Annotated in this window: 15 protein-coding genes; 10 read left to right on the forward strand and 5 right to left on the reverse strand. The window is 61.5% G+C overall.

Going from position 1 to position 17,674, the window contains the following annotated elements; translation table 11 throughout:
- Window positions 1–46: 46 nt before the first annotated feature.
- Window positions 47–640, reverse strand: a complete 594-nt coding sequence (locus AFIDRAFT_RS10450; protein ID WP_009339353.1) for a peroxiredoxin — start codon at window positions 638–640, stop codon at window positions 47–49.
- Window positions 641–903: 263 nt separating this feature from the next.
- Between AFIDRAFT_RS10450 and AFIDRAFT_RS10455 the strand changes: the two genes are divergently transcribed.
- Window positions 904–4,482 carry a YhdP family protein gene (locus tag AFIDRAFT_RS10455; protein WP_009339354.1) on the forward strand — a complete coding sequence of 1,193 codons (3,579 nt, stop codon included), beginning with the start codon at window positions 904–906 and terminating at the stop codon, window positions 4,480–4,482.
- A gap of 14 nt (window positions 4,483–4,496) precedes the next feature.
- Here AFIDRAFT_RS10455 and tyrS read toward each other — a convergent pair whose 3' ends face one another.
- A complete protein-coding gene (tyrS, locus tag AFIDRAFT_RS10460) occupies window positions 4,497–5,750 on the reverse strand; it encodes a tyrosine--tRNA ligase (RefSeq protein WP_009339355.1) in 1,254 nt (417 codons plus the stop codon).
- Between the two features lie 82 nt (window positions 5,751–5,832).
- Between tyrS and AFIDRAFT_RS10465 the strand changes: the two genes are divergently transcribed.
- A complete protein-coding gene (locus AFIDRAFT_RS10465; RefSeq protein WP_009339356.1) occupies window positions 5,833–6,930 on the forward strand; it encodes an anhydro-N-acetylmuramic acid kinase in 1,098 nt (365 codons plus the stop codon).
- 5 nt (window positions 6,931–6,935) lie between these two features.
- Here AFIDRAFT_RS10465 and AFIDRAFT_RS10470 read toward each other — a convergent pair whose 3' ends face one another.
- The gene (locus tag AFIDRAFT_RS10470; protein WP_002716045.1) at window positions 6,936–7,583 is read right to left on the reverse strand and encodes an alpha/beta hydrolase; all 648 of its coding nucleotides are present in this window, start codon (window positions 7,581–7,583) and stop codon (window positions 6,936–6,938) included.
- A 204-nt stretch (window positions 7,584–7,787) separates the two neighbouring features.
- On the opposite strand from AFIDRAFT_RS10470, the gene AFIDRAFT_RS10475 reads away from it, so the two are divergent.
- From AFIDRAFT_RS10475 to AFIDRAFT_RS10510, 8 genes are all read left to right on the forward strand, one after another.
- Window positions 7,788–8,969 carry a cysteine desulfurase family protein gene (locus AFIDRAFT_RS10475; protein ID WP_009339357.1) on the forward strand — a complete coding sequence of 394 codons (1,182 nt, stop codon included), beginning with the start codon at window positions 7,788–7,790 and terminating at the stop codon, window positions 8,967–8,969.
- Window positions 8,970–9,065: 96 nt separating this feature from the next.
- A complete protein-coding gene (sufB, locus tag AFIDRAFT_RS10480; RefSeq protein ID WP_009339359.1) occupies window positions 9,066–10,565 on the forward strand; it encodes a Fe-S cluster assembly protein SufB in 1,500 nt (499 codons plus the stop codon).
- 53 nt (window positions 10,566–10,618) lie between these two features.
- Window positions 10,619–10,840 carry a hypothetical protein gene (locus tag AFIDRAFT_RS10485; RefSeq protein WP_009339362.1) on the forward strand — a complete coding sequence of 74 codons (222 nt, stop codon included), beginning with the start codon at window positions 10,619–10,621 and terminating at the stop codon, window positions 10,838–10,840.
- Entirely contained in the window at window positions 10,840–11,598 is a 759-nt protein-coding gene (gene sufC / locus AFIDRAFT_RS10490; RefSeq protein ID WP_009339364.1) for a Fe-S cluster assembly ATPase SufC, read from the forward strand. The genes AFIDRAFT_RS10485 and sufC overlap by 1 nt, the downstream gene beginning before the upstream one ends.
- A gap of 12 nt (window positions 11,599–11,610) precedes the next feature.
- On the forward strand, window positions 11,611–12,921 hold the full coding sequence (gene sufD / locus AFIDRAFT_RS10495) for a Fe-S cluster assembly protein SufD (RefSeq protein ID WP_009339366.1): 1,311 nt from the start codon (window positions 11,611–11,613) through the stop codon (window positions 12,919–12,921).
- The gene (locus AFIDRAFT_RS10500) at window positions 12,918–14,165 is read left to right on the forward strand and encodes a cysteine desulfurase (protein WP_198007814.1); all 1,248 of its coding nucleotides are present in this window, start codon (window positions 12,918–12,920) and stop codon (window positions 14,163–14,165) included. The genes sufD and AFIDRAFT_RS10500 overlap by 4 nt, the downstream gene beginning before the upstream one ends.
- Window positions 14,162–14,548 (forward strand): SUF system Fe-S cluster assembly protein, encoded by a 387-nt coding sequence (locus AFIDRAFT_RS10505; protein ID WP_009339370.1) that lies wholly within the window; start codon window positions 14,162–14,164, stop codon window positions 14,546–14,548. Before AFIDRAFT_RS10500 ends, AFIDRAFT_RS10505 begins: the two co-directional genes overlap by 4 nt.
- Window positions 14,549–14,624: 76 nt before the next feature.
- Complete coding sequence (locus AFIDRAFT_RS10510) at window positions 14,625–15,032, forward strand: HesB/IscA family protein (protein ID WP_009339371.1); 408 nt, start codon at window positions 14,625–14,627, stop codon at window positions 15,030–15,032.
- A gap of 12 nt (window positions 15,033–15,044) precedes the next feature.
- Here the strand turns inward: AFIDRAFT_RS10510 and AFIDRAFT_RS10515 are convergent, their stop codons facing one another.
- Both AFIDRAFT_RS10515 and AFIDRAFT_RS10520 read right to left on the reverse strand, forming a co-directional pair.
- Window positions 15,045–16,112, reverse strand: coding sequence for a GGDEF domain-containing protein (locus tag AFIDRAFT_RS10515; protein WP_009339373.1), 1,068 nt, complete (start codon window positions 16,110–16,112; stop codon window positions 15,045–15,047).
- Window positions 16,113–16,219: 107 nt separating this feature from the next.
- The gene (locus AFIDRAFT_RS10520; protein ID WP_009339375.1) at window positions 16,220–17,638 is read right to left on the reverse strand and encodes a DEAD/DEAH box helicase; all 1,419 of its coding nucleotides are present in this window, start codon (window positions 17,636–17,638) and stop codon (window positions 16,220–16,222) included.
- Window positions 17,639–17,674 lie beyond the last annotated feature (36 nt).

The following is a 17,674-nucleotide window of genomic DNA, read 5'->3' on the forward strand; positions in this document are numbered from 1 at the left end:
AGCGGCGCGGCTGCCAGAAGCGATCTGACACCGTCATGGTTAATATTCAGGAAAATGCCTCGCGAATGGCGGCGAGTACGGCCTCGGCGTGGCCGGCGACTTTGACGTTCCGCCAGATTCGGATGACGCGGCCTTTGGGACCGATCCAAACCGTTGTGCGAAGAATTCCGTCGAAGGTTCTCCCCATAAAGGATTTTTTGCCCCACACGCCATAGGCTTTGAGCATCGCAAGCGTCTCGTCTGAAGCGAGGATGATGTCGAGGTCATGCTTCTTGCGGAAGCTTTGCAGGGCTGCCTGCGAATCGGCGGAAACGCCGAGGATGGCCGTGTCGAGTGCCTCGAACTGGGGCGAGAGGCGGGTGAAATCGGCGGCTTCCAGCGTGCAGCCAGGGGTATCTGCGCGCGGATAAAAATACAGGACGAGATTGCGCCCGGCGAAGTCCTTGAGCGACACGCTACCGCCCCCGTCGCGGGAAAGCCGGAAGGCGGGAGCTGCCATGCCCTCGTTGAGGATATGAGCCGGCCCGGCTGCGGTGGGAGCGGTCTTGGTGGTTGCCCGGGGCTTCTTCGCCCCACCGGCTTTCGTGACGGTTTTCCTGACGACCTTCTTGGATGTTTTCTTGTTCGTTTTCTTAGCCATACGCCTTCCTTTCGTCGCTTTCAGCCCGTCAATTGACACTGCCTAACGCTGCGGCAGAAGGGGCCTGCCGGGATCGCCTGCTGGGCATTTGCCAGCCTTGGGATTTACCGGCCTTGGGATACACTGACGCGGGATTCGCCACGCCCGCTGTTGGACGGGACATATAACAGACGGGATTCGCTGCATGCCGCGTTCTGAGCCATTTTCCCCGGCGATCAGAACCCGTCCTGCCGCCAATCAACGCTCAACGCCAACGTGAGGCAATGCAGGACTCGAAGCCTCAGAAAGCGTCGCGACCTCAAACGAGCCATTGGGATGCTCCCGAGTGGGAGGATGAGCGCTGCCATCAGGCACGGCGTCTGCTCAAGCGCCGCCGTGTCGGCCTGCACCGTCTGACCGCACCTTTCGCAAGACTTGGTCACCGGATTCTCGACACGGTCTGGCTGCGCCGGACCATCGCCACGTTCGGCGTTCTGGCCGTTGTCTTCGGCGTCGGTTTTTTCGGACTGTGGCTGCGCCTCGGCGCTGGCCCCATCAATCTCGATGTTGTCACGCCATGGCTTGCGTCCGCCATTGAGCAGAACCTCGGGCGCGACCACACCGTCGAGGTCGGCGGTACCCAGATCGAGCGTGCAGGGCGGATCAGGGTCGCGGTGCGCCTGCGCGACATCGTGGTGCGCGACCACAACGGCGCTATCGTCGCGAGCGCCCCGAAAGCGGAAGTGCGCCTGTCAGGTATGGCGCTTTTGTTCGGCACGCTGCGCGCCGAGACGCTGCGGCTCGTCGATGCGGAATTGTCGGTGCGGATCACGCCGGACGGTGAAGTGATAGTGTCCACCGCGGGCACCACGCAACCGCTCGCCACCGGCAAGGTGCCGGTGAAGCCTCTGGTGATAGCGCCCCCCGACTACCCGCAGGCTCCGCCCGCGGCGGGACAGCCCTCAGCGGTCGCCGCGTCTGCGCCCGGATTGCTTGCGGTGATGAGCTGGCTCGACACGCTTGGCTCCAAGGGACTGGACGGCCAGAGCCTGAACGAGATCGGCCTGCGCAATGGCTCGCTTCTGGTGGACGACCAGCAGAGCAAGACGAAATTTTCTTTCGACAATATCAGTCTCAGCTTGAGACGGCCCACGGCCGGCGGCGTTGTGATGACCGTGGGCGAAGAAGGTGTGGATGCCTGGTCGCTCAGGCTTGGCGTTGGCGCACCGCAGAACGGCGTGCGGCAGGTCGAACTGACGGCCAACAAGGTACCGACCAAAAACCTGATATTGGCTGCGCGGCTCAAGGATTTCACCTACACCACCGACGGCATGCTGCTGAGCGGGGAGATCAAGGGCGAGGTCGGCCGCGACGGCTTGCCGACTTATCTCGGCGGTGTCTTCTCCATCGGCAAGGGCAGCATCATCGACCGCGCCACGCCGGACTATCCGATGGCGATCGATCAGATCGAGGCGCGCCTTGATTGGGATGCCGGGCGGCGTGTCATGGTTGCGCCGTTCCAGATCACCTCGGGAAGCAATCGAGTCACCTCGCTCGCCCATCTGGAGGCTCCGAACGGACGCACGCCGAACTGGCAGCTCGGACTGTCCGGAGGCACGATCGTGCTCGCCGGTCCCAAGGGAGAGAATCCGGTCATCTTCAACCGCATCGCGGTGCGCCTGCGGTTCGATACCGAACATCGCCGGATCGTCATGACCCAGTGCGATATCAGCAATGGAGAGGTCGGCGTCGCAGGCTCGGGCGCGGTCGATTACTCGATGCCCGCGGCGCAGGTTCAGCTCGGCCTTGCGACGACGGCGATGCCTGCGTCGACGCTGAAGAACATCTGGCCGATCCTGATCGTGCCGGAGGTGCGTGAATGGCTGATCGAGCGCGTCAGTGGCGGCACCTTGCAGCATCTCGACATCGCGGTGAACGCGCCGATCCACACCCTTGCGCGCGGCGGCCCCCCGATCCCGGACGAGGGCTTGTCGGTCGATTTCTCGGCGGCAGGTGTAGAGCTGCATCCGCTGGATGAGTTGCCCATGGTCCATAACGCCGACATGAAAGGCCATGTCAGCGGCCGGACGGTGAAGGTTACGATCGGTCAGGGCGGCGTCGATACGCCGGGAGGACGCAAGCTCACGATCTCCGACGTTCTGTTCCAGGTCCCCGATCTGGTGCCGAAGCCTGCGCCGGCCAGCGTACGCTTCCGCCTCGACGGGCCGGTGCCAGCGGCTGCTGAAATTCTTCAGTCGGACCGGTTGAAAGACGTCAGCGGGAACATGATTGATCCCGCTACCAGCAAGGGCAATGTCGCGGCGGTCATCACGCTGAACATGCCGCTGAAAACAGCGCTGACCAAGGAAGACACCAAATACACCGTCAATGTCGATCTCGGCGCGGTTTCGATCGACAAGCTCGCGATGAACCAGAAGCTGGAAGCTAACACGCTCAAGCTCGTCGCTGACAATCAGGGCTATCGCGTCAAGGGCGACGTGAAGATCGCAGGCCAGCCAGCCTCGATCGACTATCATAAGGATGCCGATGGCGATGCGGACATCCGCCTCGCGGCGACGCTCGACGATGCCGCACGTGCCAAGCTCGGGGTCGATCTCGGCCCAAGCGTCTCCGGTGCGATCCCCGTGAAGATCAGTGGCAAGATCGGCGGGGACGACAGCAAGCTTGGAGTCGAGGCGGATCTCACGGCCGCCAAGATCGACAACATCCTCCCGGGCTGGACCAAGATCGCGGGCAAGGCGGGGCGCATCACCTTTAACCTCGTTCACAAGCCGCAAAGCACGCGTTTCGAGGATGTCGTCATCGACGGCAGCGGAACATCGATCAAGGGCACCGTGGAGGTCGACCAGAACAATGATCTGGTCAGCGCGGTATTTCCGACCTTCTCGCCTTCGGAAGGCGACAAGGCCTCGCTCAAGGCGGAGCGGGCGAGCGATGGTTCGCTGAAGGTGACATTACGCGGCGACGTGTTCGACGGGCGCGGACTTATCAAGAGTGCCCTGTCGGGAAGCTCAAAGAGTGGAGGCAACACCAAATCGGCAGTCAAGCTCGACAATTTCGATGTTGATGCCAAGCTTGGCGCGATAGCCGGCTATTATGGCGAGGCGCTTCGCAGCGTCGATCTCAAGTTCTCGCGCCGTGGCGGCACGATCCGCGCTTTTTCGCTGTCCGGTAAACTTGGCCGGGATACACCGGTAACTGGCAGTCTGCGGTCGCGCGGGCGTGGCCGTGACCTGCTGTTCGTCGAGACGCACGATGCGGGCGCGCTGTTCCGCTTCACCGACACCTACTCGAAGATGGTCGGTGGCGAGATGTGGGTGGCAATGGATACGCCGACCGCCGACGACACGCCGCAGGAAGGCCTGCTCAACGTCACCGACTTCACCGTCAAGGGCGAGGCGGCACTGGATCGCGTGGTCAACAATGGCGGCAACGTCAACAATCCGAAGGGGATTGCCTTCACGCGCATGCGCACCGAATTCACCCGCCAGACCGGCCAGCTTCGGATCAAGGATGGCGTGGTGCGGGGGCCCGCAGTCGGCGCGACCATCGAAGGCGACATCGACTATGCCGCCAACCAGGTGCGGATGAGCGGCACTTTCGTGCCGATGTACGGGTTGAACAACATGTTCGGGCAAATCCCGATCGTGGGTCTCGTGCTCGGCGGCGGCAGCAACGAGGGCCTGATTGGCGTGACCTATGAAGTCGTCGGCACGCCGGGTGCGCCGGTGCTGCGCGTCAATCCGATTTCGGCGATGGCGCCCGGCGTGCTGCGCAAGATATTCGACTTCAACACCGGCAAGCAGCAAAGCCTGCCGCCGGATTTCCAGTCGATTCAGTAGCGGCCGGAAGCCTGTCAGACCGGCTTTAGCAGCACGTGCCGCTTTTTCCCAAGAGAGAGTTTGATAACTCCCTCCGGCGTCAGCACATCCGGCGTGAGCAGCATTTTGTCGTCGGTCACAGGCGTGTCGTTGACGCGAATGCCACCGCCCTTGATCTGGCGGCGCGCTTCGCCGTTCGAGGCGACGAGGCCTGCTTTCACGAACAGTGCAAGCACGCTTGCGCCGGACTCCAGTTCGCCGCGCGAGATCTCGAGCGTGGGCAGGTTCTGCGCAATCGCGCCTTCTTCGAACGTGCGCCGCGCAGTTTCGGCGGCTTCATCCGCCGCCACGCGTCCGTGCACCACGGCGGTGGCCTCGGTCGCGAGAATTTTCTTCGCCTCGTTGATTTCGGCGCCGCCGAGCTTTTCGAGCCGTGCGATCTCATTGAGCGGCAGCCGCGTGAACACTTTCAGAAAACGGCCGACGTCGGCGTCCTCGGTGTTGCGGAAGTACTGCCAGAAATCATACGGGCTGAACACATCGCCGTTGAGCCAGACAGCGCCCTTTGCGGTCTTGCCCATCTTCGCGCCGGACGAGGTGGTGAGCAGCGGTGTGGTCAGCGCGTAGAGCTGCGGTCCGCCCATGCGATGGCTGAGATCGACGCCGTTGATGATGTTGCCCCACTGGTCGGAGCCGCCCATCTGCAGGATGCAGCCGTATCGCCTGTTGATTTCGACGAAGTCGTAGCCCTGCATGATCATGTAGTTGAATTCGAGGAACGACAGCGACTGCTCGCGGTCGAGCCGCAGCTTCACGCTGTCGAAGGAGAGCATGCGGTTGACGGAGAAGTAGCGGCCGACGTCGCGCAGGAACGAAACGTAGTTGAGCTTCAGCAGCCACTCGGCGTTGTTGATCATCAGCGCATCGGTCGCGCCTTCGCCATAGCGCAAGATGCGCCCGAAGATTTTCTTGATACCCTCGATGTTGGACGCGATGGTGGCCTCGTCGAGCAGCTTACGCTGTTCGTCGCGGAACGAGGGATCGCCGACCATGGAGGTGCCGCCGCCCATCAGCGTGATCGGGCGATGCCCGGTCTGCTGCAGCCAATAGAGCATCGTCACCGAAATCAGGTTGCCGATATGCAGGCTGGTCGCGGTGGCGTCATACCCGACATAGGCCGTGATTGGCCCCTTGGTGCAGGCGTCATCCAGCGCCGCGGGATCGGAAATCTGGTGGATCAGTCCGCGCTGTTCCAGCACATTGAGGAAATCGGACTTGTAGGCGGTCATGCGGGACTCTTTGGCAATTTAGCGATTTTTAGAGGCTCCGTGGTGTATCAGGTCCGGCATCCAATTCAACCGGAGGAGCGGCATGCGTAACGCGATAGGCCTGATGAGCGGCACCTCGCTCGACGGGGTCGATGTCGCGTGGCTGCGGACCGATGGCGAGCAGATCGAATCCTTCGGACCAACGGGATACCGGCCCTACAATGCCGAGGAGCGGGCCGTGCTGCGCGCGGCGCTCGACGCCGCCCCCCGGATCGTGCGGCGCGAGGAGCGTCCGGCCGAGGTGTCGGCTGCCGAGGATCTCGTCACACGCGCGCATGCGGAGGCTGTGGAATCGTTTCTCGCCACGCATGGGATTGACCGCTCCACGGTCGATGTCGTGGGTTTTCACGGCCAGACTGTTCTGCATCGGCCGCATGATCGCCTCACGGTGCAGATCGGCAATGGTGGACAGCTCGCGAAAGCGCTGGGACTGCCTGTGGTGTACGACTTCCGTGCCGCCGATGTTGCGGCCGGCGGGCAGGGTGCGCCGCTGGTGCCGGTCTATCATCGCGCGCTGGCGCGGCTGGCCGATTGCGCCATGCCCGCATGCATCGTCAATATCGGCGGCGTCGCCAATATCACCTACATCGACGACGATGCGCTGATCGCCTGCGACACCGGCCCCGGCAACGCGCTGCTGGATGATTATCTGCTGCGACACACTGGCGAGGCGATGGACCGGGACGGGCAGGTCGCCGCGCCGGGCGTGCCTGACTCCGACTGGATCGCGCAGGCGCTCGAACATCCGTTCTTTGATAGGCCTGCGCCGAAGTCGCTTGACCGCAACGATTTCGCATCCTTCACCGTCGAGGGCATGACGCTTGAGGATGGCGCGGCAACGCTGACGGCCTTCACCGCGGCCTCGATCGCTGGAATCGTGGATCGGTTGCCGAACCAGCCCGCGAGTTGGATCGTGGTCGGCGGGGGCGCCAACAATCCGACCCTGATGCGCATGCTGGCCGAACGACTGGCGCCGATACCCGTGATCACCGGCCATGATCTCGGCTGGCAGGGCGATGCCATCGAGGCGCAGGCGTTTGCCTATCTCGCGGTGCGCAGTCTGAACGGCCTGCCGCTGACATATCCCGGCACCACGGGCGTTAGCGCGCCCCTGACCGGGGGTTTACTCGTGCGTCCGTAAGAGCCTTAGCGCACGTTGGCGAGGCGCATGTCGAGATAGGACGTGATCGATTCCATCAGCGGCTCGAGCCGGTCCTGGAAGAAGTGATTGGCGCCGGGAATGACCTGCTGGTCGATCACGATGCCCTTCTGGGTCTTGAGCTTCTCGACCAGCGTGTTGACGTCCTTGGCAGGCGCTACGATGTCCTTGTCGCCGTGAACGATCAGGCCGGACGACGGGCAGGGCGCAAGGAAGGAGAAGTCATAGCGGTTCGGCTCAGGCGCGATCGAGATGAAGCCCTCGACTTCGGGCCGGCGCATCAGAAGCTGCATGCCGATCCATGCGCCGAATGAGAATCCGGCGACCCAGCAGGCGCGTGCTTCGGGGTTGATCGTTTGCGCCCAGTCGAGCGCCGCTGCCGCGTCGGAGAGTTCGCCGGTGCCATGGTCGAACGAGCCCTGGCTACGGCCGACGCCGCGAAAGTTGAAGCGCAGCACAGAAAAGCCACGGGCGACGAATGAATAATACACCTGATAAACGATCGGGTGATTCATGTTACCCTGAAACTGCGGATGCGGATGCAACACCATCGCAATCGGGGCGTTCTTCTGCTTCGCGGGGTGGTAGCGTCCTTCAAGACGGCCGGCGGGGCCGGTGAAAATAACTTCAGGCATTGTGGTCCTTAAGAATATGCTCGTTCAACGCCGTGCCCGCCCAACCTCCGTCGCGGCCCAATGTCAGGATGCCGCCACGCCAAGGGAAGGCGCCCGAATACGAGGCCGACTTCTAACATGGGTGGCAGGTGAAAAAGCAAGCAGATTGCGCCGTATCCGCCTGTTCCGGGCTGGAAAATGACGACAAAGCAATGAGTTGATGTGATGGTTGGTATGACTGGACGGCAATTGGCAAAAACTCGCGTCTATCTCGACTGGAACGCCACCGCGCCAATGCGCCCGCAGGCCAAGGCGGCGATGCTGCAAGCCATGGACCTGCAGGGAAATCCGTCCTCGATTCACGCGGAAGGCCGCGCGGCGCGGAAGATCATCGAAGATGCGCGCGCCAACATTGCCAAGGCACTCGGCGCACGCAGCGCCGATGTGGTTTTCACCTCCGGCGGAACCGAGGCCAATGCGCTTGCCCTGATGCCCGGGTTGCGCCGCGATCGCGATGTAGCGACGCGGCTTATCGTCTCCGCTATTGAACACGCGTCCGTGCGGTCTGGCGGCCGGTTCCCGGTCGAGGATATTCAAACCGCGCCGGTCACACCTGCCGGTGTGGTCGATCTTGAGAGGCTTCGGGCCTTGCTCGCGGACGGCGCGCCGGCGCTGGTTTCGGTGATGCTCGCCAATAACGAAACCGGGGCGATCCAACCGATCGCGGAGATAGCGGAACTCGTCCATGCCGCTCACGGCATTCTGCATGTCGATGCGGTTCAGGGATTTGGAAAGATTGATATTGATATCAATAAATTAGGTGCTGACCTTCTATCGATTTCTGCACACAAGATTGGTGGCTCCAAGGGAGTCGGGGCTCTGGTCCTGACCGAGCGCGTGACAGGTTTTGAACCTTTCATCACGGCCGGCGGGCAGGAGAAGGGCCGCAGGGGCGGAACCGAGAATCTACCGGGCATTGCCGCATTCGGGGCCGCCGTGGCCGCGCATCTTGAAACCGGCGCGGCCGCCATGGCGCGGATGCAGAAGCTTCGGACGAAATTCGAGGCAGGACTACGTGCGGTAACGCCCGGACTGGTCATCTTCTCCAGCGATGTTCCCCGGGTGCCGAACACCACCTTGTTTGCCGCGCCAGGGATGAAGGCGGAAACCGCTGTGATTGCCTTCGATTTGGAAGGTATGGCGGTATCGTCCGGTTCGGCCTGTTCCTCCGGGAAAGTTCATGTCTCGCCCGTCCTGACGGCGATGGGCGTGAAGCCCGAGGTGGCGCAAGGAGCCGTGCGTTTAAGTCTGGGCTGGGACACCACAGAAGCGGAGATTCAATACCTTCTTGAGGCTTGGATATCTCTCTCAAACGTACTAGTTAAAGGGACGGATGCCGTCGCTTGAACCGTTCTAAAAAATAGACGATAACAAGAACGAAACACGTCAACGACATTCATGTTGGCCCACTGCGGTCCTTGAAACCGCGAGCGGAGAAGTACAATGCCAGCCGTCCAGGAGACGGTCGATCGGGTTCGCCAGATCGACGTCGATCAGTATCGCTATGGGTTTGAAACCCAGATCGAATCGGAAAAGGCTCCGCGTGGCCTGACTGAAGACACCATCCGGTTCATATCCGCCAAGAAAAACGAACCCGCCTGGATGCTCGAATGGCGTCTGGAGGCGTTTCGCCGTTGGCTCACCATGGAAGAGCCGACCTGGGCGCGCGTCGATTATCCGAAGATCGACTATCAGGATCTCTATTACTATTCCGCGCCGAAAAAGAAGAAGGAGGTCGCTTCTCTCGACGAGATAGACCCCGAAATTCTCAAGACCTACGAGAAACTCGGCATTCCGCTACGCGAAGTCGAAGTGCTCGAAGGCGTCGTGCGCAAGGATGAAGACGGCAACGAGGTGAGCGAGCGCCGCGTCGCGGTCGACGCCGTGTTCGACTCGGTGTCGGTCGCCACCACGTTCCAGGCCGAGTTGAAGAAAGCCGGCGTGATCTTCATGCCGATCTCGGACGCGATCCGCGAACATCCGGACCTCGTGAAGAAGTATCTCGGCTCGGTCGTGCCGACCTCGGACAATTTCTTCGCGACGCTGAACTCGGCAGTGTTCTCCGACGGCTCCTTCGTCTATCTCCCGCCGGGCGTGCGCTGCCCGATGGAGTTGTCGACCTATTTCCGCATCAACGAGCGTAACACCGGCCAGTTCGAGCGCACGCTGATCATCGCCGACAAGGGTGCTTACGTCAGCTACCTCGAAGGTTGCACCGCTCCGCAGCGCGACGAGAACCAGTTGCACGCCGCCGTGGTCGAGCTCGTCGCCCATGACGACGCCGAGATCAAATACTCGACGGTGCAGAACTGGTATCCGGGCAATTCGGAAGGCAAGGGCGGCATCTACAATTTCGTCACCAAGCGTGGCGACTGTCGCGGCAAGAATTCCAAGATTTCGTGGACGCAGGTGGAAACCGGCTCCGCCATCACCTGGAAATATCCGAGCTGCATCCTGCGCGGCGATAACTCGCGCGGCGAATTCTATTCGATCGCGATCTCGAACGGTTTCCAGCAGGTCGATTCTGGCACCAAGATGATTCATCTTGGCAAGAACACCACGAGCCGCATCATCTCCAAGGGCATTGCGGCGGGTGTCTCGCAGAACACCTATCGTGGTCTCGTCACGGCTCACCGCAAGGCGACTGGCGCGCGCAACTTCACCGCCTGTGACTCGCTTTTGATCGGTGACAAATGCGGCGCGCACACCGTCCCCTATATTGAAGCCAAGAACTCATCGACCCAGTTCGAACACGAGGCGACAACCTCGAAGATTTCCGAAGACATGCTGTTCTACTGCGTGCAGCGCGGTCTTTCGCAGGAGGAGGCGGTTGCCCTCGTCGTCAACGGGTTCGTCCGTGACGTGCTGCAGCAACTGCCGATGGAGTTTGCAGTCGAGGCGCAGAAGCTGATCTCGATTTCGCTGGAAGGAAGTGTGGGGTAGCCGTGAATAGGTTCTGGTTCAGACCTAAAACGTACGGCTACGGAGTGACGCCTGTGACCTGGGAAGGCTGGGCTGTCGTCGTGGCATATGTCGCTGTGGTTCTGGCCGGAGTACTGCGCCTCACCCATCAGGATCAAACGGGTACGACATGGCTGTTTGCGATAGCCATGATTGCCGTCGCCACGGGTGCGATGGTTTTTGTCGGTCGGCAAAAGACCGATGGAGACTGGCGCTGGCGATGGGGCAATGTGGATAAATCTGGAAAGGTAAAGTGATGACCGCGTTACTGGAAGTCAAAGGCCTCAAGGTTCAAGTCGAGGACAACGAGATCCTGCACGGGCTCGACCTCACCGTGAACGAAGGCGAGGTTCACGCGATCATGGGGCCGAACGGCTCGGGCAAATCGACTCTGTCGCATGTCATCGCGGGCAAGCCCGGTTACAACGTGACTGGCGGCGAGATTCTGTTCAAGGGCGAAAACCTGCTCGAGATGGAGCCGAATGAGCGAGCCGCCAAGGGCGTGTTCCTGGCGTTCCAGTACCCGATGGAAATTCCGGGCGTCGCCACCATGACGTTCCTGCGCACCGCACTGAACGCGCAGCGCAAGGCGCGCGGCGAGAGTGAATTCTCGACCCCGGACTTCCTGAAGAAAGTGAAGGAAGTCGCGGCCAGGCTGAGTATTCCGCAGGACATGCTCAAGCGCGGCGTCAATGTCGGGTTCTCCGGCGGCGAAAAGAAGCGCAACGAAGTGCTGCAGATGGCGCTGTTCGAGCCGAGCCTGTGCATCCTCGATGAGATGGATTCCGGTCTTGATATCGACGCGCTACGCATCGCGGCCGACGGCGTCAATGCCCTGCGCGGAAAGAGCCGCTCGATGATCGTCATCACACACTATCAGCGGCTCCTCAACTACATCATTCCGGATGTCGTCCATGTGATGTCGAAGGGGCGCGTCGTGAAAAGCGGCGGCAAGGATCTTGCGCTGGAGCTGGAGAAGTCCGGCTACGCGCAGTTTGAAGATAAAGCGGCGTAAGCGGGTGTCGCGATGAACGTTGCATTGATCAAATCGACAGAGCAGCCTTACGGCGAGTTGTTCGCCGAGGCGCGCGAGCGTCTGCCGGGCGATGGCCTTGTTGCAAGCGCGCGCAAGGCGGCCTTCGATGATTTTGCTGAGCGCGGCTTGCCGCATCGGCGGATCGAGGAATGGAAGTACACCGACCTGCGCGCACTTTTGCGCACGGTTGCACCTCTTGCGCCGTCGCCTGAAAAGGCAGCGCTGGCGCTGGCTGCAAAAGCGGTTGAGGCACTCGGCATTGAGAATACGTGCCGTCTGACGCTGGTCGACGGCGTATTCGCGCCCGAATTGTCCGATCTGGCGACGCTCGAAAAGGGCGTTCGTGTGCAGACGCTGCGCGAAGCGCTGGGCGAGGGCAAGACCGATCGGTTGAAGACGAAGGTTGCCTCCGATGCGATGATCTCGCTGAACGGGGCGCTGGCAACCGATGGCGTGATCGTCACCGTGGACAATAATGTCACCTTGAGCCGGCCGATTCACATCGCGCATGTTGCAACGGCCTCCTCAGCTTCGGTTGTGACGCGCTCGCATGTTCGGATCGGCAACAAGACGCGCGTGACGCTGGTCGAGAGCTTTGTCGGCGCCGAGGGCGCCGCCACCTATCAGGTTCATGATCAGGTGGAAGTGTCGATCGGCGATGACGCCGAATTGCAGCATGTGCGTCTGATGGAAGACGCGCGCGATGCCGCCAACATCACCACGGCTGCATTCCGGCTCGGCGCGCGTACCAAGCTCAATAGCTTTGGCCTTACTCAAGGTGCAGCGGTCAGCCGTTATCAGGGCTTCATCACCTTCGCGGGCGAGGGGAGCGAACTGTCCACCAACGGCGTGAATCTGCTCGGCAGCCGCCGCCATGGCGACACCACGCTGGTGGTCGATCATGCGGTGCCGAACTGCATCAGCCGTGAGGTGTTCCGCGCGGTTCTCGACGACCAGTCTCATTCGGTGTTCCAGGGCCGCATCATCGTGCGGCAGGATGCCCAGAAGACCGACGGCAAGATGATGACGCGCGCGCTTTTGCTGTCCGACGATACGGAAGCCGACAACAAGCCGGAGCTTGAGATTTTTGCGGACGACGTGGCTTGCGGCCATGGCGCGACGGCGGGTGCGATCGACGAGGAACTGTTGTTTTATCTGCGTGCACGCGGCTTGCCGGAAAAGGAAGCGCAGGGTTTGCTGATTGCGGCCTTCGTCGGCGAAGCGATTGAATCGATCGTTGATGAGGGATTGCGTGACATCGCGATTGCTACAGCCGATCGATGGCTGGCGGCGCGGGGCTGACCATGCATCCCGCAGTCACCAACGGCTCCTACGACGTCGAGAAAATTCGCGCGGATTTCCCCGCACTGGCGACGAAAGTGTATGGGAAGCCGCTGGTGTATCTCGACAACGCGGCATCGGCCCAGAAGCCGAACGCCGTGCTGGATCGGATGACGCAGGCGTATCACTCCGAATACGCCAATGTGCACCGCGGCCTGCATTACCTCGCCAACGCGGCGACGGATGCCTATGAGGGCGGCCGCGCCAAGGTCGCCGCTTTTCTCAATGCCGCGCGCAAGGAAGAAATCATCTTCACCCGCAATGCGACCGAGGCCATCAATCTTGTGGCCTCGTCCTGGGGTGAGCCGAATATCGATGTGGGCGACGAGATTGTCCTCTCGATCATGGAGCATCACTCCAACATCGTGCCATGGCATTTTCTGCGTGCGCGCAAAGGCGCGGTGCTGAAATGGGCGCCGGTCGACGATGAGGGGAATTTCCTGATCGAGGAGTTCGAAAAGCTCCTCACCGAGAAGACTAAACTCGTCGCCATCACCCAGATGTCGAACGCACTCGGCACCGTGGTGCCGGTGAAGGATGTGGTGCGGCTCGCGCATGCGCGCGGCATTCCTGTGCTGGTCGACGGCAGTCAGGCGGCGGTGCATCTGACCATCGACGTGCGGGACATCGGTTGCGATTTTTATGTCTGCACCGGTCACAAGATTTATGGCCCGACCGGGATCGGCGCGCTGTACGCCAAATATGACCATCTGGTTGCGATGCGCCCCTTCAACGGCGGCGGCGAGATGATCCGCGAGGTCGCGCAGGACTGGGTGACCTACGGCGATCCGCCGCACAAATTCGAGGCAGGCACGCCGGCGATCGTGGAAGCGATCGGGTTCGGCGCCGCCATCGATTATGTGAATTCCATCGGCAAGGACCGCATCGCTGCCCACGAGCACGATCTGCTGGTTTACGCGACCGAGCGGCTGCGCGAGATCAACTCGCTGCGGCTGATCGGCACCGCGAAGAACAAGGGCCCGGTGATCTCGTTCGAGATGAAGGGGGCACACCCGCACGACGTCGCCACCGTCATCGACCGGGCCGGCATCGCGGTGCGGGCAGGGACGCATTGCGTCATGCCGCTTCTGGAGCGATTCAATGTGACGGCGACCTGCCGTGCCTCATTCGGGATGTATAATACCCGCGCCGAGGTCGATCACCTGGCGCAGGCGCTCGTCAAGGCAGGAGAGCTTTTCTCATGAGCGAAGCAGATTCCGCAGAGAAGGTAGCCGAAGCAGCAAACCGGGTGGACACCACCTCGGCGCTGTCGCCTGAGGAAACCGAGCGGCTTGGCGCGGACATTGTGGCCGCGTTGAAGACCGTCTACGATCCCGAAATTCCGGCCGATATTTACGAACTTGGCCTGATCTACAAGGTCGACATCAAGGATGGCCGGGCAGTGGATGTGCAGATGACGCTGACCACGCCGAACTGTCCTGCCGCAGGCGACCTGCCGAATTTTGTCGAAAACGCCATTGCGAGCGTGCCGGGCGTCGGCCCGGTGACCGTAAACGTGGTGTGGGAACCGCCGTGGACGCCGGACCGGATGTCCGACGAGGCGCGTCTCGTTCTCAATATGTGGTGATTTGGACGAATCGCGGAATTCTGGCGTGATTTGCAAAGGTCGCGTCCGGCATTGAAATGCCGAAGGAAGTAGCCAAATGACGGGTATGACTCCTAACGCTCCCACATCCGCAGCCAAGCCGGCCCGCCCGCGTCCTCAAGTGATGCGTCTGACCGAAGCTGCAGCCAACCGCGTTCGCGAGCTGTCTTCGCGCGCTGACTCCGAGATCATTGGCCTGCGCGTCGGCATCAAGAACGGCGGCTGTGCGGGGATGGAATACACCGTCGAATACGCCCACGACGTCCGACCGACCGATGAGGTGGTGGAAGACAAGGGTGTGAAGATTCTGGTCGATCCGAAAGCCGTGATGTTCCTGCTCGGCACCGAGATGGATTTCAAGGTCGACAAGATGGCGGCGCAGTTCGTCTTCAACAACCCGAACCAAACAAGCGCATGCGGCTGCGGCGAGTCCGTCCAGCTGACGCCTGCAAAGATCGACGGCTAGAGTCGTCGCTTTTCAAGCAACCTGAATACGAACGTTGGGCGTGAACTCGGGGTCTGCTTCGCAAATCACGCGGTTGCGGCCGTGCCGCTTGGCGGCGTAGAGGCAGGCATCAGCGCGGTCGATCAGGGCGGGGGCATCGTCACCGGATTGGAAGACCGAAACACCGGCGGAGATGGTAACACGACCGAGAATCTCTCCGGTCGACTTCTTCTTCAATTGCTTGGACATGACGGCGCGGCGGATATTGTCGGCCACGGCGAGGGCTTGGCGCATCGAGGTGTTGGGTAAGATCACGGCGAACTCCTCGCCGCCGTAACGCGCCGTGAGGTCCTGGCCTTTGATATTGGCCTTCAGCGCCAGCGCCACCAGGCGGAGTACCTGATCGCCGGTAAGGTGGCCGTAATTGTCATTGAACGATTTGAAGTGGTCGATGTCGATCATCAGGAGCGACAACGGTTCACTATTCTGCTGGGCATGTTCGACGGCTGCGTCGAGCGCGCGGTCGAAATATTTGCGGTTGCCGAGCGAGGTGAGAGGATCGGTAAGGCTTTCGGTGCGGATCGCCTCGAGGCTGTCCTGAAGGCTTGCGATCTCGAGCTTCGAAGTCGCCAGACGCGCTTCCAGGGCCTTGTTGGTGAGGTTCATCTCGCGGGTGGACTGGACCAGCGCATGGATCACAAGGTTGATCTGCGCCTTGTCCTTGGCCTTCTGGAGTCGGGTGGTGGCACCCTCAAGATCGGTGCTGAACGAGCTCGTCATGCCGATCGCGTCGGTGATGAGGCCCATCACATCGTCGATCTCGTTGATGACACGGGAGCCGACCTTGTCGATCCGGTCGGTCATCCGGGTTTGCGACAGATATGTATCGTGGATCTGTTCGAGGTCGGCTTCGGTCAGCTTGCCGCTGCGCAGCAGCGTTTCATTGATGACCTTGTTGAGTTCGATATTGTAGCCGGTCGCGTAGACGTACCAGATCTCGTAATTGCGGGGAATCGCACTCTGGCGCAGGGATCTGATTTGACCCAATGCGACTTCGGCGAACGCGAGGGTGCGCTCGTGTTCTTCAAGAAGACCAATCACGGTGCGTCCCCAGGCAGCCTTCTGCAGCCAGCAAAATTCTAAAATATGGCCGCACGATAGGTTACGTTCGTGAAGGAGGGGTAAACGCCTCCGGTCATATACGTACCTTACCCACGGGCGCGGACAGGGCGCAGCAGAAACGCCGGTAAATGTGAATGATCGCCGGGCTCTACGTGATCTTGCGTTGCAGCAGCCATCGGAAGGCGGCCGAGCGACGGCGGCGGAGCCGCAGGCGTTCTGGCCGATGATTTCGGTGACGGAGCCGGCTTGGCGGCAGGCTTGGCCGAGGTCTTTTCCCGATCGCGATGCTTCGAGCGTTGGCCGCCGCGCCGCGATTTGCGGGGTGCCGGGCCATTCTCTGCGATAACTGCATCGGCTTCAACGGAGGCGGCTGCGGTCCGCGCGTGGCCTTCCGCGTGCGGGATAGACTGCCCGATCAGCTTTTCGATCGCGAGGATTGATTTCTGGTCCAGAGGCGAGACAATCGAGATTGCGGTGCCGAGACGGCCGGCGCGGCCGGTACGGCCGATGCGGTGAACGTAATCGTCCGGGTGATGCGGGACGTCGAAATTGAAGACGTGGCTGACCTCAGGAATATCGAGCCCGCGGGCCGCGACGTCGGAGGCGACCAGCAACGGCAACTCGCCCTTGCGGAATTGTTCGAGCGCGGCCATGCGCGCGCTCTGGTCCATGTCACCGTGCAAGGCGGCTGCGCCGAAACCGTGCTTTTGCAGCGACTTGTGCAGGATCGCGACTTCGCGCTTGCGGTTGCAGAAAATGATGGCGTTCTTCAGATCCTTCGCGTCGCGCAGGAGTTGGCGCAGCAGTTCGCGCTTTTCGTGAGACTCCTTGCCGGTGCTGATCTGGAACTGCGTGACGGTGACTGCGGTCGATGCTGGCTTGGAAACTTCGACCTTCACCGGATTGTGCAGGAAGGTTTCGGTGATGCGGCGGATTTCCGCCGGCATGGTCGCTGTGAAAAATAGCGTCTGGCGCGTGAACGGCACCAGCTTGCAGATGCGTTCGATGTCGGGGATGAAGCCCATGTCCAGCATGCGGTCGGCTTCGTCGATCACCAGGAGTTCGACGCCAGTCATCAGGAGCTTGCCGCGCTCGGTATGGTCAAGCAGACGGCCCGGAGTGGCGATCAGCACATCGACGCCACGCCCGAGCTTGGCGTCCTGGTCGCCGAACGAGACGCCGCCGATCAGGAGGGCGACATTGAGCTTCTGGCCGACGCCGTAACGGTCGAAATTCTCCTTCACCTGCGCGGCAAGTTCGCGCGTCGGTTCGAGAATGAGGGTACGGGGCATCCGCGCCCGTGCGCGGCCCTTTTCCAGCAGCGTGAGCATGGGCAGCACGAACGCCGCCGTCTTGCCGGTGCCGGTCTGGGCAATGCCAAGCACGTCTCGCCGGTCGAGCACATGGGGAATTGCTTGTTCTTGAATGGGCGTGGGGGTGGTGTAACCGGTGGCTGCGACTGCAGCGAGAACCTTGTCGGACAAGCCGAGATTGGAAAAGGACATTGAGCCTCTACACGAGATCGCCGTTCGGACTTCTCG

This window comes from Afipia sp. 1NLS2 (assembly GCF_000178995.1).
In the GTDB taxonomy this organism is placed as follows: domain Bacteria; phylum Pseudomonadota; class Alphaproteobacteria; order Rhizobiales; family Xanthobacteraceae; genus Afipia.